21 protein-coding genes are annotated in these 24,535 nt (G+C 41.4%); 18 read left to right on the forward strand and 3 right to left on the reverse strand.

The genetic code is table 11. The annotated features are described in order from the left end of the window. From BN1609_RS06675 to tsf, 4 genes are all read left to right on the forward strand, one after another. Nucleotides 1-1,086 (forward strand): AAA family ATPase, encoded by a 1,086-nt coding sequence (locus BN1609_RS06675; RefSeq protein ID WP_088815880.1) that lies wholly within the window; start codon nucleotides 1-3, stop codon nucleotides 1,084-1,086. Further along, entirely contained in the window at nucleotides 1,083-1,799 is a 717-nt protein-coding gene (gene pnuC, locus BN1609_RS06680; protein WP_088809887.1) for a nicotinamide riboside transporter PnuC, read from the forward strand. Before BN1609_RS06675 ends, pnuC begins: the two co-directional genes overlap by 4 nt. Nucleotides 1,800-1,960: 161 nt before the next feature. Continuing rightward, nucleotides 1,961-2,719, forward strand: coding sequence for a 30S ribosomal protein S2 (rpsB, locus tag BN1609_RS06685; protein ID WP_088809888.1), 759 nt, complete (start codon nucleotides 1,961-1,963; stop codon nucleotides 2,717-2,719). Between the two features lie 81 nt (nucleotides 2,720-2,800). Continuing rightward, entirely contained in the window at nucleotides 2,801-3,688 is an 888-nt protein-coding gene (tsf, locus tag BN1609_RS06690) for a translation elongation factor Ts (protein WP_088809889.1), read from the forward strand. Between the two features lie 63 nt (nucleotides 3,689-3,751). Here the strand turns inward: tsf and BN1609_RS06695 are convergent, their stop codons facing one another. Next, nucleotides 3,752-4,498, reverse strand: a complete 747-nt coding sequence (locus BN1609_RS06695; protein WP_088815879.1) for a hypothetical protein — start codon at nucleotides 4,496-4,498, stop codon at nucleotides 3,752-3,754. 38 nt (nucleotides 4,499-4,536) lie between these two features. Then, nucleotides 4,537-4,932 (reverse strand): helix-turn-helix domain-containing protein, encoded by a 396-nt coding sequence (locus BN1609_RS06700; RefSeq protein ID WP_088809891.1) that lies wholly within the window; start codon nucleotides 4,930-4,932, stop codon nucleotides 4,537-4,539. A gap of 321 nt (nucleotides 4,933-5,253) precedes the next feature. On the opposite strand from BN1609_RS06700, the gene BN1609_RS06705 reads away from it, so the two are divergent. Continuing rightward, a complete protein-coding gene (locus tag BN1609_RS06705; protein WP_159458329.1) occupies nucleotides 5,254-5,703 on the forward strand; it encodes a VanZ family protein in 450 nt (149 codons plus the stop codon). A gap of 37 nt (nucleotides 5,704-5,740) precedes the next feature. On the opposite strand, the gene BN1609_RS06710 is transcribed toward BN1609_RS06705, so the two are convergent. Next, entirely contained in the window at nucleotides 5,741-6,169 is a 429-nt protein-coding gene (locus BN1609_RS06710) for a VOC family protein (RefSeq protein ID WP_088840695.1), read from the reverse strand. A 212-nt stretch (nucleotides 6,170-6,381) separates the two neighbouring features. Between BN1609_RS06710 and pyrH the strand changes: the two genes are divergently transcribed. The 13 genes from pyrH to iolD all read left to right on the forward strand — a co-directional run bounded on the left by pyrH (nucleotide 6,382) and on the right by iolD (nucleotide 24,327). Continuing rightward, the gene (gene pyrH / locus BN1609_RS06715; RefSeq protein WP_088809894.1) at nucleotides 6,382-7,110 is read left to right on the forward strand and encodes a UMP kinase; all 729 of its coding nucleotides are present in this window, start codon (nucleotides 6,382-6,384) and stop codon (nucleotides 7,108-7,110) included. Then, complete coding sequence (frr, locus tag BN1609_RS06720) at nucleotides 7,111-7,668, forward strand: ribosome recycling factor (RefSeq protein ID WP_088809895.1); 558 nt, start codon at nucleotides 7,111-7,113, stop codon at nucleotides 7,666-7,668. Between the two features lie 184 nt (nucleotides 7,669-7,852). After that, nucleotides 7,853-8,611 (forward strand): isoprenyl transferase, encoded by a 759-nt coding sequence (locus BN1609_RS06725; protein WP_088809896.1) that lies wholly within the window; start codon nucleotides 7,853-7,855, stop codon nucleotides 8,609-8,611. A gap of 14 nt (nucleotides 8,612-8,625) precedes the next feature. Further along, complete coding sequence (locus tag BN1609_RS06730; protein ID WP_088809897.1) at nucleotides 8,626-9,414, forward strand: phosphatidate cytidylyltransferase; 789 nt, start codon at nucleotides 8,626-8,628, stop codon at nucleotides 9,412-9,414. Between the two features lie 14 nt (nucleotides 9,415-9,428). After that, a complete protein-coding gene (dxr, locus tag BN1609_RS06735) occupies nucleotides 9,429-10,571 on the forward strand; it encodes a 1-deoxy-D-xylulose-5-phosphate reductoisomerase (RefSeq protein WP_088809898.1) in 1,143 nt (380 codons plus the stop codon). 18 nt (nucleotides 10,572-10,589) lie between these two features. Further along, nucleotides 10,590-11,852: an RIP metalloprotease RseP gene (gene rseP / locus BN1609_RS06740; RefSeq protein ID WP_088809899.1), complete on the forward strand. Its 1,263-nt coding sequence runs from the start codon at nucleotides 10,590-10,592 to the stop codon at nucleotides 11,850-11,852. Nucleotides 11,853-11,899: 47 nt separating this feature from the next. Then, the gene (locus BN1609_RS06745) at nucleotides 11,900-13,606 is read left to right on the forward strand and encodes a proline--tRNA ligase (RefSeq protein WP_088809900.1); all 1,707 of its coding nucleotides are present in this window, start codon (nucleotides 11,900-11,902) and stop codon (nucleotides 13,604-13,606) included. 84 nt (nucleotides 13,607-13,690) lie between these two features. Then, a complete protein-coding gene (locus tag BN1609_RS06750) occupies nucleotides 13,691-18,025 on the forward strand; it encodes a PolC-type DNA polymerase III (RefSeq protein WP_088815876.1) in 4,335 nt (1,444 codons plus the stop codon). A gap of 55 nt (nucleotides 18,026-18,080) precedes the next feature. Next, nucleotides 18,081-18,905 carry an SMI1/KNR4 family protein gene (locus tag BN1609_RS06755; RefSeq protein WP_088840696.1) on the forward strand — a complete coding sequence of 275 codons (825 nt, stop codon included), beginning with the start codon at nucleotides 18,081-18,083 and terminating at the stop codon, nucleotides 18,903-18,905. Nucleotides 18,906-19,105: 200 nt separating this feature from the next. After that, the gene (locus BN1609_RS06760) at nucleotides 19,106-20,566 is read left to right on the forward strand and encodes a CoA-acylating methylmalonate-semialdehyde dehydrogenase (protein ID WP_088809903.1); all 1,461 of its coding nucleotides are present in this window, start codon (nucleotides 19,106-19,108) and stop codon (nucleotides 20,564-20,566) included. A 14-nt stretch (nucleotides 20,567-20,580) separates the two neighbouring features. Further along, entirely contained in the window at nucleotides 20,581-21,402 is an 822-nt protein-coding gene (gene iolB, locus BN1609_RS06765) for a 5-deoxy-glucuronate isomerase (RefSeq protein ID WP_088840697.1), read from the forward strand. A 13-nt stretch (nucleotides 21,403-21,415) separates the two neighbouring features. Beyond that, nucleotides 21,416-22,393: a 5-dehydro-2-deoxygluconokinase gene (iolC, locus tag BN1609_RS06770; RefSeq protein WP_088840698.1), complete on the forward strand. Its 978-nt coding sequence runs from the start codon at nucleotides 21,416-21,418 to the stop codon at nucleotides 22,391-22,393. A 20-nt stretch (nucleotides 22,394-22,413) separates the two neighbouring features. After that, the gene (gene iolD, locus BN1609_RS06775; protein ID WP_088840699.1) at nucleotides 22,414-24,327 is read left to right on the forward strand and encodes a 3D-(3,5/4)-trihydroxycyclohexane-1,2-dione acylhydrolase (decyclizing); all 1,914 of its coding nucleotides are present in this window, start codon (nucleotides 22,414-22,416) and stop codon (nucleotides 24,325-24,327) included. Nucleotides 24,328-24,535: the final 208 nt, after the last annotated feature.

Genomic DNA, 24,535 nt, shown 5'->3' on the forward strand with positions numbered 1-24,535 from the left:
ATGCATAATGGAATCGGTATTTATTTTGGCACATTTGCCCCCTGTCATATTGGGCATTATGAGCTAGTCATTCGTGCAAAACGCGAATGTGAGGAGGGTGTTGTTGTCGTTGTGTCAGGCTACGACGGAGATCGTGGTGGCAGTAGCGGCATGGGTTTAACCGATAGATTTAGAGCCATGAGAGAGCTATTTAAAGATGACGAAATGGTACAAGTTATTAAACTAGATGAAAAGGATATTCCGGCGTATATTTCCGCTGATGTGAATGGTTGGGAAGAGTGGTGGGCGCTCTTGCAAACAATACTGGCAAAAGAGCTACTCACAAATAGCCCTCGAAACTATTATGTAGGGGAACCAGAATATCAGCAAGAACTCCAAAAGCGGGTAGCTAGAGAAGATGTGATAACGTTTCTGGAACGCAAGGAAACAGGGCTTTCCGGCACTTTATGTCGCGAAAATCCGGTCAAATATTGGGACTACATCATGAAACCTTTTCGAAAATTTTATGTTAAAAAGGTGCTAATTTACGGTACTGCCTCAACAGGGAAAACGACCTTAACGCGTGATTTGGCCCGGCATTATGCAACGTCTTTCTCATTAGAGTACGCGCGCGAATATGAAGAAACTTACAATGTTCGCGATGACGAATTAAGTTTTAGAGATCTTCTAAACATTGGAATTGGGCAATTTGAAAATAATAAAAAACATATACATAGCCCAGCGAACAGTGGCGTGTTTATTGCGGATACCGACACGATGACCACGCTAAACTACATTCAATATTATTGCACAGAAGAAGAAGTGGAGAATGCGCGCGTTGTGTTTAAACATTATATTGAGAAACAGGAGTGGGACTTAATTATTACGTTGCCACCTGCAACGAGATATGTAGATGATGGTTTCCGCGACATGAGTTACAGCGATGATGCCACACGCGAAAGAATGCATCAAAACTTTTTAAACACGCTAACCGAATATAACCTTTCTGACAAAGTAGCGGTTTTAGAAGGTAGTTTTTATGAACAGTATCAAGCGGCAATCAAGCTAATTGACAACTTGATTGAGCCAGAAGGAGAATTTGCATGATTGAAGCTTTAAAAAAGGAGTTGTTTTACGGCTGGACAACTTTTGAAAAAATATGGATTACGATTTTTCTTGCCGTACAAATTGTGGTATACATCTTATACCCAGATTCCGTTATCGGCTTAATCGCTGGGATAAGCGGGATACTTTGCGTTGTTTTTGTTGGAAAAGGAAAAATAAGCAATTATTTCTTCGGACTCATTAATGTTCTCGCTTACGCCTGGGTTTCCTACACGTTCAAATTATACGGCGAAGTGCAGCTGCAACTCATTTTATATCTTCCAGTCCAAATTGTCGGATTCATCATGTGGAAAAGACACTACTCGGCTAAACATGCAATTAATAAGGCAAAAGTAAAAGAAGTTGAGGCGAAATCTTTAACCCTAGTCCAGTGGCTAATCTGTATCGTCTTAGTGGCTGTTTTAACCATCCTGTACAGTATTTACTTGCGAAGCATCGGAAGCGCCCTGCCCGGTTGGGACGGAGCGACCACGATAATTTCTGTAGTGGCGCAAATCCTAATGATTTTGCGTTTTCGTGAACAATGGCTTTTATGGATTGTGGTAAATATTTTAACGATTACATTATGGGTGCTGATGCTGTCGCATTCAGGTGAAACAAACATGTCCGTGCTCGTCATGTATATCATGTATTTGTTCAACTCGGTTTATAGCTGGTATAACTGGACGAAAATGGTACGGAGTAATAAGGAATGATATTGACTAATAGCATCAATTTGTGGTATAGTAATAAACGGTGTTAAATCACACACGCAACGTGACAAATGAGAAGGTGCTTGATTTTTCAAGTCTTTCATTTGGTTGACCGATTGCGGAGGGCGACTTGTCGCAAAAATAAAACCATAGGAGGGAATAACATGCCTGTTATTTCAATGAAACAATTATTAGAAGCTGGTGTACACTTTGGACACCAAACACGCCGTTGGAACCCGAAAATGAAGAAATATATCTTCACGGAACGTAACGGAATTTACATTATCGATTTACAAAAAACGGTTAAAAAAGTTGACGAAGCTTTCAACTTCATGCGTGAAGTTGCTGCTGACGGAGGTACTATCCTTTTCGTTGGTACTAAAAAACAAGCGCAAGATTCTGTTAAAGAAGAAGCGGAACGTTCTGGTCAATACTTTGTAAACCATCGTTGGTTAGGTGGAACACTTACAAACTTTGAAACGATTCAAAAGCGTATTAAACACCTTAAAAAAATCGAAAAAATGGAAGAAGATGGCACTTTCGAAGTTTTACCTAAGAAAGAAGTTGTCCTTCTGAAAAAAGAAAAAGAAAAATTAGAGCGCTTCTTAGGCGGTATTAAAGATATGAAAGGTCTTCCTGATGCAATGTTCATCGTTGACCCTCGTAAAGAGCGTATCGCAGTAGCAGAAGCTCGTAAATTAAATATTCCTATCATCGGTATTGTAGATACTAACTGTGATCCTGATGAAATTGATTATGTAATCCCTGCAAACGATGATGCGATTCGTGCGGTTAAACTATTAACTGCTAAAATGGCTGATGCTATCATCGAAGTCAACCAAGGCGAAGAAAACGTTGAAGCTCCTGTAGAAGAAGTACAATCTACTGAAGAAGTGAAAGCGGAAGAGTCTACTGAAGCTTAATTTTTGATGAAACATTTCTGAGGTGATAAGAGATTTAACTTATCACCTTTTTTAAAAGTTAACTATTGGAGGGAAAATAAAATGGCAAACATTACTGCTCAAATGGTAAAAGAATTACGTGAAAAAACTGGCGCAGGTATGATGGACTGTAAAAAAGCGTTAGTAGAAACTGATGGCGATATGGATAAAGCAATCGACTATCTTCGTGAAAAAGGAATCGCGAAAGCGGCTAAAAAAGGTGACCGTATTGCTTCTGAAGGTATGACTCACGTTGTAAGTAACGAGAAACATGCTGTTGTTTTAGAAGTAAACGCTGAAACTGACTTTGTTGCTAAAAACGATAACTTCATCGCATTAGTAGATAAATTAGCGAATCATTTGTTAGCTGTTAAACCAGATAACTTAGATGACGCTTTAAAAACTGAAATCGAAAGCGGCGTAACAGTTCAAGATTACATCACTGAACAAATTACAAAAATCGGTGAAAAAATTTCACTTCGTCGTTTTGAAATCAAAGAAAAAGCTGATAACCATGCGTTCGGCGAATACATTCACATGGGTGGACGTATCGGCGTTTTAACTTTACTTGAAGGTACTGACAAGGAAGAAGTAGCAAAAGATGTTGCGATGCACATTGCCGCTATTAATCCGAAGTACATTTCTCGTGACGATGTAGACGCTGCTGAAATCGCACACGAAAAAGAAATTTTAACACAACAAGCTTTAAACGAAGGTAAACCTGAAAAAATCGTTGAAAAAATGGTGGAAGGTCGCTTAACAAAATGGTTGAGTGAAATCTCCCTTTTAGACCAACCTTTCGTTAAAAATCCTGACATCACGGTTGGCGAATATGTGAAACAAAACGGTGCAACTGTTGCATCATTCGTACGCTTTGAAGTCGGCGAAGGCTTAGAGAAAAAAGAAGATAACTTTGTTGAAGAAGTTATGAATCAAGTGAAGAAAGACTAATTGTAAATATAAGTTTAAACCCCTGTTATTCATTTAGAATAACAGGGGTTTTTATGTTATTAATTATTTAGTGCTAAAATAAAAATTCTCGTACTTTATAAGCGGCGCGGCATCATCTTTATTAATCGTTCCTTGAATATATCCTTCTGCTGTTCCTTCATTATATAATGTAGCTGATAATTCATTGGGAATAACAACACTTTCTCCGTCATAAAGCGTTCCTGTTGATGAAAGATATTCAAATTCCATATCATTAATCATAAATTTATTTTCTGGTGAAGCGATGCCATATGCCTTAACTTTGACTTTATTTAAAATGTATTCTTTTCCATCAGGGGCAGGCTCATTAAATTGATTTTCAGCTTGAATTATTTGTGCGGCCTCATTTCCTCGTATTGTTTCAGTAATCGTAATATCCATATTTGCTTTAAAGTTATCATAAGTATCCACATCCATCATTGAACCGCTAAGTGATAATGTCGAATTTAAAGGAGTAGGGTTAGCTCTAGATCCTTCTTCTGACTCAGTGTCAGTGTATTCTTCAGTTGATTCGTCTTCTAAGGAAGTGTCTGCCGAATCATCGCTTGAGTTAGTGGAAGTAGAGTTAGTAGAGGCAGCTTCATTTACCGCCTTTGCTCCCTCATTGACTATGCCCACGACAAACACGATTGAAAATACTATCCCACATGCAATAGATGAAATAGTAGTTATAACACCTGCTTTTCTAGTTTTCTTGTTGATGATTAGAATAATGCCCACAACTAGACCGATAAAACCTAAAACAAGCATTAAAATTGAAACTCCTACCATAAATATGTTCTCTCCTTTTTGTGTTTTTATATTAGCGCTTATGCGTTAACATCAATTGATGAGTTATATTTTGAACTTTTGTGTTGAAAATAACTTGGATTACTAATGATTTTCCACATCTCATAAAGTTGTTGGACTCGTTCTTCCTCCGATTCAGGAAGTTCTCTCCAAAATGCAGCTAATTCAGGATTATTTTCAAAAGCTATGTATTCAGGGGAGTTGAGGTATCCATCTTCATTGTCTGTGTTACCTACCAAGTAATCAATGGATACATCATATGACTTGGCAATCTTGTTGAGTGTTGCTAAATCAGGTTCTCGGTTCCCTTGCTCATACATAGCATAAGTTGTGCGACCAACATCTATTTTTCTCGCAACGTCTTTTTGTAGTAAGTTATTTTTTTCTCTTAAGTTTTTTAATCGATTTTTTAACATCTAATCGACCTCGATTCATTCGTGATAATAGCTATTATACTACACAAATAATCTACTCAAGATTAATTTCGCGAAAAGTGTACTACTCTTCTAACTTGGTACACATTTTGTGACTTTTGCGATTAAGAAATAAAGAATAGCAGACAGGATTTATCAAATGATTTGAAAGCAGCAGCGTGTTTTTGTGCTATAATGGAACAATAAAAACAGCTTAGATTAGAGGACAGGAGAAAGAGAACAATTGGGGATTTATTTTGAAGAGTTGGTGACATATCTTACCTTTTTTTGTATTTATATGGTATCAATTATAATTTTAAAGCTATGTTGGAAAAAAGCTGGGGATTTCTATTATGTTACTCTATTTTTTATCTTTACATAACCGAAGTGATTCGGATTACACAATTTCCGCTTTACTTTATTGACAGGGCAGAACAGAATCTATCTATTTGGCAAGGCGTGTCTTTAGTACCTTTCGTAAGTATCGATCCAAAAGGCTATTTATTAAATACACTTTTAACGATACCGTTTGGATTTGGATTACCATTTTTATTACGAATGTCTTGGAAAAGAATGATGATAGTAGGATTTACTTTTACACTTTTAATAGAAGTAACACAGTTTTTAATAGGGTATCGGATTGCTGATATAGATGATATTATCTTTAATTTTTTAGGAAGTATGATAGGTTATGCTTTATTCAAGGGGTTAAAATTTGTGCTACTTAAATTGTTTCGCGGGGATACTGAGAAAATGCCAGCAATTTTTGATTAAAGAAGGCAGGTCGCTTTAAGGTGACCTGCCTAGTTTTTTACCTCGGTAATGTTTCTTTTTGATAATTAAGTTGCCAGTGAACACCGTATTTGTCCGTTAGATTCGCGTAAATCGCGCCCCAAAAAGTTTCTTGGAGTTCCATGTGGATATCTTTGGCTTCACTTTTTAGTTTGTCATACGCTCTTTTTAAAGAAGCTTCGTCTTGGAACATGAAGGCGATGGTTACAGTATCACCTTCAGCAAGTGGCATGCCCTCGGGTGCGTCAGAAAAAAGTAAGAAATCCACACCGTCCTTTGCCAGCCAGCCATGAATTAATCGTTTTGCTGCTAAGTCGTTTCCAGAGAAATCTTCCATATCACCATAACGCTGAACGCCGCTGTTATCAGCTTCAAAAACATCTTTATAGTATTCTAAGACGTCATTTGCCGTGCCATCGAAAATTAAATAGGGTACAGTCCAAACCATCATCATTCCTCCTTTTATTTGCTCTTAGTATAGCACGTTTTTTGAAAATTAGGAGAATAAAAACGCTCCAAATTACACAAAAAGGCAAAGCGCAAACATTTTTTCTATTTTTATATAAAAAAGCTTTTGTAATGACGGGTTTTCTAGTAAAATAGATGATGGTGGATAAAGAAACAACTTATCTCGAAATAGAATGAATAGCGGAGGTTTTTATGGATACCCCAGAATATAAACGTGTAGTACTAAAACTAAGTGGTGAAGCATTAGCTGGAACAGATGGATTTGGGATTAAGCCAAACGTTGTTAATGCGATTTCTAAACAAGTAAAAGAAGTAGTAGAGTTAGGTGTCGAAGTGGCCATCGTTGTTGGTGGTGGAAATATTTGGCGCGGGAAACTTGGGAGTGAGATGGGCATGGACCGTGCGGCAGCTGATTATATGGGCATGCTTGCGACTGTCATGAATTCTCTTTCCTTACAAGATTCTTTAGAAAACGTTGGTGTGGCAACACGCGTACAAACTTCGATTGATATGCGTCAAATTGCTGAACCATACATTCGTCGTAAAGCGATTCGTCACCTTGAAAAAGGGCGCGTTGTCATTTTTGCTGGCGGAACTGGAAACCCGTACTTCTCTACAGATACAACAGCGGCTCTTCGTGCAGCTGAAATTGAAGCGGATGTCATTTTAATGGCGAAAAACAATGTCGATGGCGTGTATAGCGCGGATCCAAAAGTCGATGAAACAGCGAAAAAATATGACGAACTTTCTTACTTAGACGTTATTAAAGAAGGCCTGCAAGTGATGGACTCCACAGCCTCATCGTTAAGTATGGATAACGATATTCCGTTAATCGTATTCTCGTTTGCGGAAGATGAAAATAATATTAAGCGAGTTATTCTCGGTGAAAAAATCGGGACAACTGTTAGGGGGAAAAACTAAATGAGTAAAGAAGTCTTGCAAAATTCAAAAGAAAAAATGGAAAAAGCAGAACAAGCTTTAGTACGTACACTTGGACAAATCCGCGCTGGTCGCGCGAATGCTTCAATTTTGGATCGTGTTCAAGTTGAATATTACGGGGCGCCGACTCCACTTAATCAAATGGCTAGTATCTCCGTTCCAGAAGCGCGCATGCTTTTGATTACACCTTTCGATAAAAATATCATTGGTGACATCGAAAAAGCACTTTTAAAATCCGACTTAGGTTTAACGCCAAACAATGACGGATCCGTGTTGCGGTTGACGATTCCGCAATTGACGGAAGAACGCCGCCGTGAGCTCGCAAAAGAAGTGAAAAAAGAAGCAGAAGAAGCAAAAGTAGCTGTAAGAAATGTTCGCCGCGATGCAAATGATGAGCTTAAAAAAATTGAAAAAGCTGGCGATATTACAGAAGATGACTTGCGTGGTTACACAGAAGATGTACAAAAACTAACGGATGCAAGCATTAAAAATATCGATGAAATTGCGAAAAACAAAGAAGCTGAAATCTTAGAAGTGTAATGTTGAGAGTGGAAAGCGTTCCTTTTCTTCTAATTTGAGAAGGGGAGGAATGCTTTTTCTTATTATTTATTCTCATGAAAATCTCATGTTCCACATGAAAATTTTAGTACATAAATGGCGAGATTTTTGATATTATAAGTATAGATATGCGCATAAAAATGGCATCTCTATTGGAGGATTTAAAATGTTTAAGAAGCTATTTGGACAAAACGAAAATTTTATAGATAGCGAGCTTTCAACAGAAATTCCTCTTCCAAAGCATGTAGCAATCATTATGGATGGCAACGGAAGATGGGCAAAGAGACGTTTTTTACCACGTATAGCTGGTCATAAGGAAGGTATGAATGTCGTTAAGAAAATCACGAAATATGCGAGCAGTCTTGGCATTGACGTGTTGACATTATATGCGTTTTCAACTGAAAATTGGAAAAGACCAACAGATGAAGTGGATTTTTTAATGAAGTTACCAGTGGAGTTTTTTGATACGTTTGTACCTGAACTGGTAGAAGAAAATGTCCGCGTAAATATTATGGGCTACCGGGAAAACTTACCAGCTCATACGCTTAAATCAGTTGAAGGAGCTATCGAAGCGACGAAACACTGTACAGGGCTTGTGCTTAATTTTGCGCTCAATTACGGGGGAAGAGCGGAAATTATATCGGCGACAAAGGCAGCCATTGCAGAGCTAGTAGCAGCAGGTGAAAATCCGGCTGATATTACAGAGGCGGATATTGATAATCATTTGATGAGCCGGGGACTAGGCGATCCGGATTTATTGATACGAACAAGTGGCGAACTTCGACTTAGTAATTTTATGCTTTGGCAACTTGCTTATAGCGAATTTTATTTTACGGAAGTTCATTGGCCTGATTTTAAAGAAGAAGATTTCCTTCAAGCGATGATTGATTATCAAAATCGGTCACGCCGGTACGGAGGTCTGTAGGGAGGACAAGATAAGTGAAGACAAGAATAATTACGGCAATTGTGGCGCTCATAGTTTTTATTCCGTTTGTAATCATCGGGGGGATTCCTTTTGAGCTAATGAGTTTGTTGTTAGCGACAATTGCTGTATATGAAATTTTAGTCATGGTAAAACAACCTGTTTTTTCTGTGAGCGGGATTATCACGATTTTACTGACATGGATTGTGACTGTTCCAGACCGTTATTTAACTTTTTTTGAAGAAATAGGTCTTTCAAAAATGGAACTTCTTTTCATTGGAATTGCAATTTTATTAGCTTATACGGTATTTTCGCGGAATAAGTTCCATTTTGATCAAGCGGGCGTGGCGCTACTTTCAGCGATTTACGTTGGATTTGGCTTTCACTATTTATCTTTGACGCGTGACGCGGGTTTATACTATGTCATTTTCGCATTACTCATCGTTTGGTCGACTGATACAGGTGCGTATTTCATCGGGCGGCAATTTGGGAAACATAAACTAGCGCCGCATGTTAGTCCGAATAAAACGGTTGAAGGCTTTATAGGCGGTATTATTTGCGCATTAGTCATTGCAGGCGGCTTTTATTATTTCGCCGATTTACCACTTTCCATGGTCGTTATTTTAGTAGGGCTTGTTGTTCTATCCATTTTTGGACAGCTAGGCGATCTTGTTGAATCTGCCTTAAAACGCTATTACGGCGTGAAAGATTCCGGCAAAATTTTACCAGGACATGGCGGGATTTTAGACCGTTTTGATAGCCTGCTCTTTGTATTGCCACTTCTACATATACTTCAAATTATTTAAATGGAGATGTGACTATGAAAAAAATTATTTTACTAGGTGCAACGGGATCAATTGGAACACAAACACTTGAAATTGTTCGCGAGCACCCCGAAAAATTTAAAATTGTTTCGCTTTCATTTGGAAGAAATGTGGAACTGGGACGGAAAATCATTACGGAATTTCAGCCTCAAAAAGTTTCCGTACAAAATAAACGTGACCTTGAAACGCTACGAGCAGAATTTCCAAGCATTCAGTTTTCGTACGGCATTGCTGGTTTAAGAGAAATTGCGACTTTCCCAGAAGGCGATGTTGTTGTCAATGCAGTAATTGGTAGCGTTGGGCTTCTCCCCACACTAGATGCGATTGAAGCGGGGAAAGAAATCGCAATTGCGAATAAAGAAACACTTGTAACGGCTGGGCATCTTGTCATGGCGGCCGCAGCGAAGCATAACGTGAACTTATTACCTGTTGATAGCGAACATTCAGCTATTTTTCAGGCATTAAATGGCGAAAACCAGAAAGACGTTGCTAAAATTGTGTTAACAGCTAGCGGCGGTAGTTTTCGCGACAAGACACGTGAAGAGCTAAAAAACGTGACAGTCAAAGAAGCGCTCAATCATCCGAACTGGAACATGGGAAATAAACTCACAATTGATTCGGCAACGATGTTCAACAAAGGACTTGAAGTCATTGAAGCGCATTGGTTGTATGACATGGACTACGATGATATTGAAGTCGTCATTCATCGTGAAAGTGTTGTGCACTCGATGGTAGAATTTGTTGATGGCAGTTTAATTGCCCAACTCGGAACACCTGATATGCGCATTCCCATTCAGTACGCTTTAACGTATCCAGAGCGCGCATCGATTTCGTTCAGTGAACCGTTTGACATTACAAAATACGGGGCGCTTCATTTTGAAAAAGTCGATTTTGACCGCTTCATGGCATTGAAATTAGCATTTCAAGCTGGTAAAATAGGTGGGACGATGCCAACGGTTTTAAATGCAGCGAACGAAATTGCTGTGGCAGGGTTTTTAAATGGGCAAGTCGCCTTCCAAGGAATTGAAGCAGTTGTTGAGAACGCGATGCATAACCATAATGCGATTCAAGATCCGTCACTCGACACAATCTTGCAAGTAGATCAAGAAACACGTGCATACGTGAAAACACTTTTATAGGATAGAGGTGAAACGAATTTGACAACCATCATTGCATTTATATTTGTTTTTGGGTTAATTGTCTTTTTTCATGAATTAGGACACTTTTTATTAGCCAAACGTTCAGGAATAATGGTAAAAGATTTTTCCATTGGTTTTGGCCCCAAAATATTTGCTTATAAAAAGAAAGAAACACAATACACGATTCGTTTACTTCCCATTGGCGGTTACGTACGCATGGCCGGGGAGGACGGCGAAGAGATTTCGCTCAAACCGGGTTTTCGCATTGGTTTAGAGCTTTCTGAGGATGAAAAGGTCGAAAAAATTATCGTAAATGGGAAAGACCAGTATGTCAACGCCCAACCGCTTGAAGTCTCAAATGCAGATCTCGAAAAAGATTTATTCATCGAAGGCTTTGAAGATTTTGACGAAACGAAAAAAGTCCGTTATGAAGTCGCAAAAGATGCGATTATTATTGACGGAAAAATTGAAACGCAAATTGTCCCGTATGACCGCTCTTTCGGCTCGAAATCACTCGGAAAGCGTGCAGCGACAATTTTTGCCGGCCCATTATTTAACTTCATTTTAGCGATTCTCATTTTTACGGTGCTTGCTTTTGTACAAGGCGGCGTTGTCACAAATGAAAGCGAACTTGGAAAAGTAATGCCGGATAGCCCCGCGCAAACAGCTGGCTTAAAACAAGGCGATGAAGTCAAATCAATTAACGGTAAACAAACGGATTCCTGGGCTGATATTGTGACCATCGTGTCGGAAAACCCGGGCAAGGATTTAGACTTTAAAATAGACCGCGACGGAAAAACAGAAGATATTCATGTGACGCCTGACTCGGTGAAAGAACAAGGCAAGGAAGTCGGGAAGATTGGCGTCGGATCACCGACAGACGATTCATTTGGCGCTAAAATCAGTTACGGGTTTACGCAAACATGGTACTGGATTTCACAAATCTTTGCAGTGCTCGGCAACATGATTACAGGTGGCTTCTCGCTTGACATGTTGAACGGACCAGTCGGGATTTATACGAGCACGGAACAAGTTGTTAGTTACGGCTTCTTAACGTTATTAAACTGGACGGCAGTTCTTAGTATTAACTTGGGGATTGTTAACTTATTGCCGCTTCCAGCACTAGATGGCGGAAGACTTTTATTCTTTGCGTATGAGCTTATTCGCAGAAAACCAGTGGATCCGAAAAAAGAAGGAATGATTCACTTTATCGGATTCGCGCTACTCATGGTTCTGATGATACTTGTCACTTGGAATGACATCCAACGTGCCTTTTTCTAGGACGATGTTACAAAGGGATTGATTTTAAAAATTAGGGAGTGTTTTTCATGCGTCAGACAATGACATTTATTCCAACTTTAAAGGAAACACCTGCTGATGCAGAAGTAATGAGCCATAAGCTGTTACTCCGCGCAGGTTTTATTCGTCAAGTTGCAAGTGGGATTTACAGCTACTTACCGCTTGCTCACTTAACACTAAAAAAAATCGAACAAATTATTCGCGAAGAATTAAATCGCGTGGGAGCATCTGAACTTTTGATGCCAGCTTTACAACCCGCTGAACTTTGGAAAGAATCCGGGCGTTACAGCGACTACGGTCCTGAATTAATGCGTCTTAAAGACCGTAACGCGCGCGACTTTGCGCTTGGGCCAACGCATGAAGAAGTAATTACGTCACTCGTTCGTGATGAACTGAGTTCATACAAGCGTTTACCTATTACACTTTACCAAATTCAAACGAAATTTAGGGATGAAAAACGTCCACGTTTTGGGTTGCTTCGTGGTCGAGAATTCATCATGAAAGATGCTTATTCGTTCCACGCCACACAAGAAAGCTTGGACGAAACGTATGAAAAGATGTATCAAGCTTACAGCAACATTTTTACGCGCTGTGGACTAGATTTCCGTGCAGTCATTGCAGATTCTGGTGCGATTGGCGGGAAAGACACGAAAGAATTTATGGTGCTTTCAGAAATTGGGGAGGATACCATTGCATATAGCGATGCTTCCGATTATGCGGCAAATACGGAAATGGCGCCCGTTTTACACATGGAAAAAAAATCTCATGAAAAAGAAGCGGAACTTGAAAAAGTAGCGACGCCTGAAAAACGAACCATTGAAGATATTGTTTCGTTTTTAGAAATTCCAATTGAAAAAACGTTGAAATCAATGTTGTTTGATGTGGATGGCGAAATCATCATGGTACTCGTTCGCGGCGACCATGAAGTGAATGATATTAAAATTAAAAATGCGCTTGATGCGAAAAGTGTTGAACTTGCGGATCCTGCTGTGGCGATTCAATTGCTTGGCGCGGATTTTGGGTCGCTTGGGCCAGTCGGTGTGCCGGATTCGATTCGGATTTATGCGGACAATGCGGTGGCAGATATTGTGAATGCGGCAACTGGGGCAAATGAAAATGACTACCATTATATAAATGTAAATCCAGAACGTGATTTTACGGTCAGCAGTTATTTTGATCTTCGGATGATTCAAGCGGGAGACTTATCGCCTGACGGTCAAGGCATTATTAAATTTGCTGAAGGTATTGAAGTGGGCCACATTTTTAAATTGGGAACAAAATATAGTGAAGCGATGAATGCGACATTTTTAGATGAATTCGGTCGTGCGAATCCTTTAATTATGGGCTGCTACGGAATTGGCGTATCGCGACTTTTATCTGCGGTAGCAGAACAGCATCATGATGAGAACGGTTTAGTCCTAGAAAAAGGAATTGCGCCGTTTGATATTCACCTGATTCCAGTAAACATGAAGAATGATGAGCAGCGCGAATTTGGGGAAGGGCTTTATGCGAAACTGCAAGAAGCGGGCTACAGTGTGTTGCTTGATGATAGAACTGAGCGCGCTGGCGTGAAATTTGCGGATGCAGATTTGATTGGCTTACCAATTCGTGTGACGGTTGGGAAGAAAGCGGCGGAAGAAATTGTGGAAGTGAAAATTCGGAAGACGGGCGAAATGATTGAAGTGCGTCAAGATGAACTTTTAAATACGCTACCAATTCTTTTTGGCGAAAACTGATTTTTTTAGTACAATAGAGATGACGGAAAAGTACCTTGGCTTTTGTAAGGTACTTTTCAAGTTTTCTGGAAGGAGTGTCAGAGATTGAGTGCTACCGAACAAGATAAAAAAGAACGATTTAAACTTCTTTTAGAACAGGTTGGTTTAAGCGATGTGTCGACTTTTGCCGACTACACGAATGAAACGCAAATTGAAAAATTGATTGCGGATAAGGCAACAAAAACGTGGCAATTTCATTTGAAGACGCCGCAAATTTTTCCGCAAGCGTTTTATCAAATGCTTGATACGGGAATGAAACGTGCTTTTAGTGAGATTGCAGAAACGGAACTGCGAATCATGACGACAGATGCACGCTTGGATGAGGCACTTATTCAAGATTACTGGAACATGATTGTCGAGCCGATTTTTAAGACGTCGCCAATGATTGGGCAGGTGTTGATGGAACAAAAACCGACTTTGAAGGAACCGCATTTTTTGGAGATTTCGGTTCATAATGAGATGGAGCAAACTAAAATAGCGCAGAGCTTTCAGAATCAGATTCTTGAAGCCTACCGTGATGCGGGGTTCCCGCGTCTTGCAATCCGGATGAATATTTTAGCCCAAGAAGAGACGGAAGCGTATAAAGCGTTTGCGAAGGCGAAAGAAGAAGAGGACGCGATGAAGGCGCAGGAGGCTGTTCAGGTGATGCAAAAGCGCCAGATGGAGGCGGCATCTAATGATGTTCAAGCAGCCCCACTTGATGGTCCGTTCCAAATTGGTTATAAAATTAAAGATGATGAAGAAGTGAAACGGCTCGGCGATATTTATGATGAGGAACGCCGGATTACGGTGCAAGGTTATATTTTTGCAACGGAGATTCGCGAGCTTCGGAGCGGAAGAAGCTTACTTCAATTTAAAATAACGGATTATACGAGTTCGATGATTATTAAAATGTTCTCGCGCGATAATGATGATGCGGCGATGTTCCAAAACCTTAAAAAAGGGATGTGGGTCAAAGTTCGCGGTAGCGTGCAAAATGATACTTTTGTCCGCGATTTAATTATGATGGCGCAAGATATTAATGAGATTGCACCGAAAATGCGTCACGATAAAGCGGAAGAAAAACGTGTTGAATTGCATTTACACACGAACATGAGTCAAATGGATGCAACAAATTCCATTAGCGATTTAACGAAACAGGCGGCTGATTGGGGACACAAAGCGATTGCACTTACAGATCATGCGGCGGCACAGTCGTTCCCAGAAGCCTATGCGGCTGGGAAGAAAAATGGCATCAAGATGATTTACGGCATTGAAGCCAATTTAATTGATGACGGCGTTCCGATTGCTTATAACGACCAACATACTGGTTTAAAAGACGCAACTTATGTGGTGTTTGACGTTGAAACAACTGGGCTCTCTGCGGTTTATGATACGATTATCGAGCTTGCCGGAATTAAAATGCATAACGGGGAAGTCATTGATAAATTCGAAGCGTTTATTGACCCTGGGCATCCACTTTCGGCGACGACGATTAATTTGACAGGCATTACAGATGATATGGTAAAAGGCTCTGATCCGATTGAAGTCGTTCTAAAAAACTTCCGCGAATGGTGTGGCGATGACATTTTAGTTGCCCACAATGCATCATTCGATATGGGCTTCATCAACACGGCGTACCGCAAAATTGGTTTGCCTGACGCGCCGAACGCGGTTATTGATACGCTGGAGTTAGCGCGATTTTTATACCCGCATTTTAAAAACCACCGCCTGAATACGTTGACGAAAAAGTTCAACATCATACTCGAACAGCATCACCGTGCCATTTTTGATGCCGAAGCAACTGCGTATTTGGCGTGGAAGCTCATCAAAGATGCGAAGGAAATGCATGATATTGATTTTCACGACGCGCTCAACAATTATATGGGAGAAGGCGACGCTTACAAACGTGCACGCCCATTCCACGCGACCATTTATGCAAAAACGCCTGAAGGTTTAAAGAATTTATTTAAACTGGTTACGCTGTCCAATTTGAATTATTTCTTCCGTGTGCCGCGTATTCCGCGGTCGCAGCTGCAAAAATTGCGCGAAGGTTTAATTGTCGGGACGGCCTGTAGTCAAGGTGAATTATTTGAAGCGATGATGCAAAAAGGTATGGCAGAAGCTGAAAAAGTCGCTGGGTTTTACGATTTCATTGAAGTTCAGCCGAAACCAGTTTATGCGCCGCTGATTGAACGCGAAATGATTCGCGATGAGAAAGCGTTAGAAGAAATTTTGAAAAACATCGTTAAAGTGGGCGAAAAAACGGGGAAACCTGTTGTAGCAACCGGAAACGTCCATTACAAAGATCCAAATGATAAGATTTACCGTAAGATTTTAGTCCATTCAATGGGTGGGGCGAATCCTTTAAATCGAAATGAAATGCCAGACGTGCATTTCCGTACGACGGATGAAATGCTCGCCGAATTTAGCTTTTTAGGAAGCGAGAAGGCACATGAAATTGTCGTAACGAATTCGAATCTCGTTGCTGATTGGATGGAAGACTTAAAGCCGATTAAAGACGAATTATACACGCCTAAAATTGAAGGTGCTGAAGATGAAGTCCGCAACATGAGTTACGAAATGGCACACAAATTGTACGGCGAAAAGTTACCTGAAATCGTAGAGGCACGTCTTGAAAAGGAACTAAAAAGTATTATCGGACACGGATTTGCCGTTATCTATTTAATTTCCCATAAGCTTGTTAAAAAATCGCTTAACGACGGCTATTTGGTAGGTTCTCGTGGGTCTGTTGGTTCGTCTTTTGTGGCGACTATGACCGAAATCACCGAAGTAAACCCACTCCCGCCGCATTATTTGTGCCCGAACTGTAAGCATTCCGAGTTTTTCGACGACGGTTCGATTGGTTCAGGTTTTGACCTTCCAGATAAAGTTTGCCCACACTGCGGCACGAACTATCAAAAAGAAGGGCAGGATATTCCGTTTGAGACGTTCCTAGGTTTCAAAGGGGATAAAGTGCCCGATATTGATTTAAACTTCTCTGGTGACTATCAACCCGTTGCGCATGCGTACACGAAGGAAATTTTCGGTGAGGAGTATGTGTATCGTGCGGGAACTATCGGTACGGTTGCGGAGAAAACCGCTTTCGGCTTTGTTCGCGGTTACGAAAGAGACATGAATATGAATATTCGCGGAGCAGAAGTGGACCGACTCGTTGCAGGGTGTACGGGCGTTAAGCGTACGACTGGACAGCATCCCGGCGGTATTATTGTTATTCCTGACTATATGGATGTTTACGATTTTACACCGGTGCAATTCCCAGCTGACGCAACGGATTCGGAGTGGAAAACGACGCATTTTGACTTCCACTCGATTCACGATAACGTGTTAAAACTCGACATACTCGGACACGATGATCCGACCGCCATTCGGATGTTGCAGGATTTAAGTGAAATTGATCCGAAAACCATTCCAACTGATGACCCCGAAGTCATGAAATTGTTTGGCGGGACAGAATCATTAGGCGTGAAACCGCAAGATATTGATTCAAAAACAGGAACGCTTGGTATTCCTGAGTTTGGAACGCGTTTCGTACGTCAAATGCTCGAGCAAACAAAACCGACGACATTTTCCGAGCTTGTGCAAATTTCTGGTCTTTCTCACGGGACAGACGTATGGCTTGGCAACGCGGAAGAACTTATAAAAAACAAAATTTGTGAGCTCCCTGACGTTATTGGTTGTCGTGATGACATTATGGTCTTCCTGATTTATCAAGGATTAGACAGCTCACTTGCTTTTAAAATCATGGAATCCGTGCGTAAAGGGAAAGGTTTAACGGAAGAAATGGAAGCTGCGATGATTGAAAATAAAGTGCCGGCTTGGTACATCGATTCTTGTAAAAAAATCAAGTACATGTTCCCGAAAGCCCATGCGGCAGCTTATGTTCTGATGGCCGTTCGAATCGCGTATTTTAAAGTCCATCATCCATTGTTCTTTTATGCGACTTACTTCTCCGTCCGCGCAGACGATTTTGATTTAACGGCAATGGTTAACGGGCGAGAAGCGGTGCGCGCTGTCATGAAAGAAATTAATGACAAGGGGCTTGAAGCGAGTACGAAAGAGAAAAACTTGCTTACGGTACTTGAAATCGCGAATGAAATGATTGCGCGTGGTTTTAAATTCCAAAAAGTGGACTTATATAAATCTACCGCAGATGAATTTATCATTGAAGGCGATACGCTTATTCCGCCGTTTAATGCGATTCCAAGTCTTGGAACAAACGTTGCGAAACAAATCGTTGAGGCGCGTCTTGATGGCGAGTTTTTATCAAAAGAAGATTTGCAACAACGCGGGAAAGTATCGAAAACGATTATTCAATACATGGACGATCAAGGCTGCCTAGAAGGTCTTCCTGATCAAAATCAGTTATCACTGTTTTAAAATTAGAGCTGCTTTTGCTTTATCAAGGCAACCTTTTAAAAAAGGGGGAAAACAAATGGATTTAGCTAAACAGCTATGTAAAGTGCTTTATTATTTGGATAAAGGTAAAGAATTAGAAGCGATAAAAACGTTAGATAACATTATTCCCACTGCAAAAAATGAAGGAAATCAAGAAGTGTTTGTCAGGGCAACAATTGTTTTAGCAGACGTTTCATATAAGCGGGGCGAACGATTTTCTGAGATGGCGAACAATTTGACAGAAGTTTTGCAACTTGAACGGGGAGATTTTGATGCCTCACTAAATGTCGAATTGGAAAAAGCCAATGAATTACAGCAAATTTTTAAAAAGTATTTTGAAGAAGAAGGAAAATTTTTCAAAGGGCTGGATTTAAAAACTTTTTTCAATACTAGCTATGGCGATGAATACCAAGATGCTTACCCGACTGATGAAATTATTCAAGAGATTGAGGCGGAGCTTGGATTTAAGTTGCCTGCTTCATATATTTACCTCATGCGCCATGCACAAAACGGCGGCATACCGTGCAAAGATTCTTTTCCTACAAATGAAGCAACTTCTTGGTCAGAAGATTCTATTGTCATTACAGGCATTATGGGAATAGGAAAACAGGCCGCTTCTTCTTTATGTGGGGAATTTTCCACTGAATTCTGGGAATCAATTTGGGGCTATCCTAAAATTGGTGTAAGCATTTGTGATTGCCCATCAGCTGGGCATGATATGGTTTTTCTTGATTACCGTGCATGTGGTTCTGAAGGTGAGCCGACTGTTGTTCATGTTGATCAAGAAGCGGATTATAAAATCACTTTTTTAGCAAAAAATTTTGAGGCATTTATTACAGGCTTATATAGCGAAGTGTACTAAAAATGTTAATAAAGGCGCCAAGTTTCCATTCGAAGCTTGGCGTCTATTTTTGTGCGCATTCATAGTCCAAACTATTGTCATCTGTGCTGACAAATAAAATCATAAGGCATGTTGAACGTTTGAAATCAAACTACTATTATGAAGATGTAATCAAAATATGACAATTTGTGGAGTAAGTTAAATGAGTGGAGGCGTCTTATATGACAGAGGTAAGAAAAATGAAAAACTTTATCGGCGGAAAATGGATAGAGAGTAGCACGGATAATTTTGAAAACGTTATCAATCCGGCAACTGGAGAAGTCATTTGCCAAGTGCCGATTTCGACGCGCGCGGAATTAGATAGCGCCGCACAAATTGCGCAAGCGGCTTTTCTAAAATGGAGTAAAGTGGCGGTTCCTAGGCGTGCAAGGATTTTATTCAACTTTCAACAATTGCTACAAAAAAATAAACAAGAACTGGCTAAATTAATTACGATGGAAAATGGGAAAAATTTGTCCGAAGCACTTGGCGAAGTCGGACGTGGCATTGAAAACGTTGAATTTGCAGCTGGTACGCCGTCACTTATGATGGGGGATTCGCTTGCAAGCATCGCGACAGACGTGGAAGCTGTAAATTATCGTTATCCAATTGGCGTCTGCGGCGGCATTGCACCATTTAATTTCCCCATGATGGTACCTTGCTGGATGTTCCCGATGGCCATCTCGCTTGGCAACAGCTTCATTTTAAAACCATCAGAACGCACCCCACTGTTAATGGAAAAATTGGCCAATTTATTTGCCGAAGCAGGACTGCCAGATGGCGTGCTAAACATTGTATACGGGGCGCATGATGTCGTAAATGGTATTTTGGAAAATGAAACGATTAAAGCGGTTTCGTTTGTTGGCTCGAAGCCCGTTGGGGAATATGTCTACCAAACAGGAAGCGCTCATTTAAAACGCGTTCAAGCTCTTACGGGGGCTAAAAACCATACCATCGTACTGAATGATGCGGACCTTCAGGATACGGTGACAAACGTCATTGCGGCGGCTTTTGGCTCTGCTGGCGAACGTTGCATGGCGTGCGCGGTGGCGACCGTTGAAGATGGCATTTATGACGAGTTTGTCGAAGCTCTAAAACAGAGAGCGTCGGAAATAAAAATTGGCAACGGCCTCGATGATGGCGTCTTTTTAGGGCCAGTCATTCGCGAGGAGAACAAAGAAAGAACGCTTTCGTATATTGAAAAGGGAGTTGCAGAAGGCGCAAAATTGGTTGTTGATGGACGCGAAAAAGTACCAGCAAACGGCTACTTTGTTGGCCCAACCATTTTTGAAGACGTGACAACGGATATGACCATTTGGAAAGATGAAATTTTTGCGCCCGTTTTATCCATCATTCGGGTGAAAAATTTACAGGAAGCGGTTGAGATTGCGAATCAATCGGAGTTTGCTAATGGGGCTTGCTTATTTACAGATAGTGCGAAAGCGGTGCGCTACTTCCGTGAAAATATTGATGCGGGCATGCTTGGCGTTAATTTGGGTGTGCCAGCTCCAATGGCCTTCTTCCCATTCTCTGGTTGGAAGTCATCATTTTATGGGACTTTGCATGCGAATGGAAAAGATAGCGTAGATTTCTTCACGCATAAAAAAGTAGTAACGGCGCGTTATTCACAAAAAGGTTACTAGGAGGCAAAGTGAACATGGCAAAACTTTTAAGAAAACCGCAAAACGAGCTTTTAAAGGAAGGGATTACTTGTGTGCACCGCGTGACGGAGGACAATGCGCCGCTGCACTATGTGGCTTTTATGATGCTTGATGTCAAAAAAGGGGCAACGTACGGGGAAACTTTGGCAGATATGGAAGTTTGTATCGTTGCTTTAACCGGAAAAATCACAGTACGCACTGAAAATGAGATTTTTGAACAGATTGGGACGCGAAAATCTGTTTTTGAAAAAATTCCAACCGATAGTGTGTATGTGGGACGCGGTCAGCGGTTTGAAATTGCTGGCGAATCGGAAATGGCGCGCGTGGCATTTTGCTATTCACCAACTGAAAAGGCTTTGCCTGTGCGTTTTATTCCCGCAAGTAGTAATACGATTGAAGCGCGTGGAAAATATCAAAATAGGCGTTTGGTGCATAATATTTTGCCGGATGATTCTGACGTGACGGATAGCGTTTTAGTAGTGGAAGTGTACACAGAAGGCGGCAACTTTTCGAGTTATCCACCGCATAAACATGATCAAAACAATTTGCCAGCGGAATCTTTTTTGGAAGAAAGTTATTATCATGAAATGAATCCAGCGCAAGGCTTTGTGTTCCAGCGTGTGTATACAGATGACCGGTCGATTGATGAAACGATGACGGTGGAAAATCGCGATATGGTACTGGTGCCTGCTGGCTATCACCCGGTTGGCGTACCAGACGGTTATACGTCTTATTATTTGAATGTGATGGCAGGACCAGAGCGGATTTGGAAATTCCATAATGACCCGGCACACGCTTGGATACTGGACCGCAAATAGAGGAGGACTAAAAATGGATTTAAATACACATAAAGAACGAAAATTTGATATTATCGCCATTGGCCGCGCATGCATTGACTTAAATGCGGTGGAGTATAATCGCCCGATGGAAGAAACGATGACTTTTTCTAAATATGTAGGTGGAAGTCCTGCAAATATTGCCATTGGTGCTTCCAAATTGGGCCTCTGTGCTGGATTCATTGGGAAAATTCCAGATGACCAACATGGTCGTTTTATTGAAGGCTATATGAAACAAGTTGGTGTAAATACGGACGGCATGGTCGTGGATACGGAAGGGCATAAAGTTGGGCTTGCCTTCACGGAAATCAAAAGCCCCGACGAATGTAGTATTTTAATGTACCGCGATAATGTGGCGGATTTATATTTGCAGCCAAACGAAATCGATGAAGCATATTTAAGCTCGGCACGCCTTTTGCTCGTATCTGGAACGGCACTCGCCAAAAGTCCATCTCGTGAGGCCGTTTTAAAAGCGATTCAGCTTGCACGAAAAAACGATTGCCTTGTCGCGTTTGAACTAGATTACCGCCCGTACACTTGGGTTTCGGAAGAAGAAACCGCGATTTATTATTCGCTTGTTGCCGAACAGGCTGATATTGTCATTGGAACGCGCGATGAATATGATGTGATGGAAGGGAGTTCAGGCGGTGCAAATGAGGTGACGACGAGGCATCTATTTTCCCACAATGCGAAGCTTGTTGTGATTAAACACGGCGCAAGTGGTTCAAACGCATATACGAAGGCAGGCGAGGTTTTCCGAGCTGGGGTGTACAAAACGAACGTCTTGAAAACATTTGGAGCGGGCGACTCGTATGCATCTGCTTTTCTCTATGCTTTATTCACAAATAAAGGGGTGGAAACGGCACTAAAATACGGGAGTGCATCGGCCTCGATTGTAATTAGTAAGCATAGTTCTTCAGATGCGATGCCGACTTCGCATGAAATTGAAGCGCTGATTGAAGCGCAAAAATAGTAAAACTGGAGGTGCGCCTTATGCCAAATGAAAAAATTCGGTTGACGACGGCACAAGCATTAGTGAAGTTTTTGAATGAGCAATATATTGAAATTGACGGTGAAGTGACGCCATTTGTGGAAGGCATTTTCGCGATTTTTGGTCACGGAAATGTGGTCGGCATCGGCCAAGCGCTTGAAGAGCACCAGGGACATTTAAAGATTTATCAGGGGAAAAACGAGCAAGGCATGGCGCACGCCGCGATTGGTTTTGCGAAACAGAACAACCGTAAGAAAATTTTCGCCTGTACTGCATCAGCTGGCCCAGGGAGCGCCAATTTCGTGACGGCGGCTGGAACAGCACTTGCGAACAATATTCCGGTGCTCTTCTTGCCGGCGGATACATTTGCCACACGCCAGCCTGATCCTGTGTTACAGCAACTTGAACATGCGTACAGTGCCGATGTGACAACAAATGATGCGCTCCGCCCGGTTTCGCGCTACTGGGACCGAATTGAGCGCCCAGAACAAATCATGAGCGCGCTTATCCGCGCATTTGAAGTGATGACCGACCCTGAAACCGCAGGCCCCGCAACAATTTGCATTGCGCAAGATACGGAAGGGGAAGCGTATGATTATCCGGTTGAATTTTTCAAAAAGCGAATTCACCACATGAATCGCAGAATACCGACTGAACGCGAATTAATTGGTGCGGCGGATTTAATTACAGCGAGTGAGCGCCCGGTCATCATTGTGGGCGGTGGGGCGCGCTATTCTGGCGCACGTGAGGCATTAATCGCGCTTTCAGAGCGGCATAACATTCCACTAGTGGAAACGCACGCCGGGAAATCGACGGTGGAAAGTACATTTGCGAACAATTTGGGTGGCAGCGGCATTCTAGGCACGCTTGCGGCGAATAAAATCGTGCAGTCGGCCGACCTCGTCATTGGTGTTGGTACGCGCTACACGGATTTTATCACCAGTTCAAAAACAGCCTTTCAAGCGCAAACGAAATTTTTGAATATTAATGTGAGTCGGCAGCAAGCGTATAAATTTGATGCGTTTCAAGTGGTAGGGGATGCTAAAACGGCGCTTACCGCGCTACAGCCGCGCCTAGAAGGTTATCGCACGTCTTACGGGGATGAACTGCAAATTTTACAAGAAGAGTGGGACAAAGAGCGTGAACGTCTGGCAAATGTGAAGTTTACGCGTGAGAATTTTGAACCCGAAATCAAAAATCAATTTGCGACCGCAACATTAAACGAATATGCCGATGCTTTGAACACAGAATTTACCCAAACAGAAGCACTGCTCACGATTAATGAGGTGGTAGATGCAAACAGCATTGCGCTCACTTCGGCTGGTTCGCTGCCTGGCGATTTGCACCGTTTGTGGAACACAGAGGTGCCAGAAACGTATCACCTTGAATACGGCTACTCGTGCATGGGCTACGAGATTAACGGGGCGCTTGGGGCGAAAATCGCGGCGCCGGAGCAAGAAGTTTACGCCATGGTGGGAGATGGCAGCTTCAACATGCTTCACTCAGAGCTTCTAACATCTCTCCAGTACGGCCATAAGCTTAACATTATGCTGTTCGACAATTCTGGTTTCGGCTGTATCAACAATCTACAAATGGCAAACGGGAGCAAAAGCTTTTACTGCGAATTTCGGGATGAAAATGACCGGATTTTGAATGTCGACTATGCAAAAATTGCAGAAGGCTACGGGGCAAAAATATATCGGGTGAACAACAAAAAAGAGCTTACGCAAGCGCTCTTAGATGCGAAAAAGCAAACACGTACAACGCTCATCGAAATGAAAGTCCTCCCAAAAACCATGTCCGACGGCTATTTAGGCTGGTGGAACGTTGGCATCTCCGAAGTTTCTGGAAAAGAAAGCATTCAAAAAGCCTATAAAGACAAGCAGGAAATGTTGAAGAATGCGCGGTTGTTTTAGAATGTGTTTCTGCGAAAATGAATTATAGAACAATTTATTTTAGAGGCTAGGATCTGTCCTAGCCTCTTTCTTTGTAAGAACGTATTACGCACGGCTAAACGGTAATAGTATTTTAATAACTTTATATTTCCTAAATTTCTTCTATATTCTCTAGCAAAATAGATATAATTTATAACTGCTTCGCGGCCAGTCACCTAGTCTTTCCCCG

It is taken from the genome of Listeria sp. ILCC797, from assembly GCF_900186185.1.
Lineage (GTDB): Bacteria > Bacillota > Bacilli > Lactobacillales > Listeriaceae > Listeria > Listeria goaensis.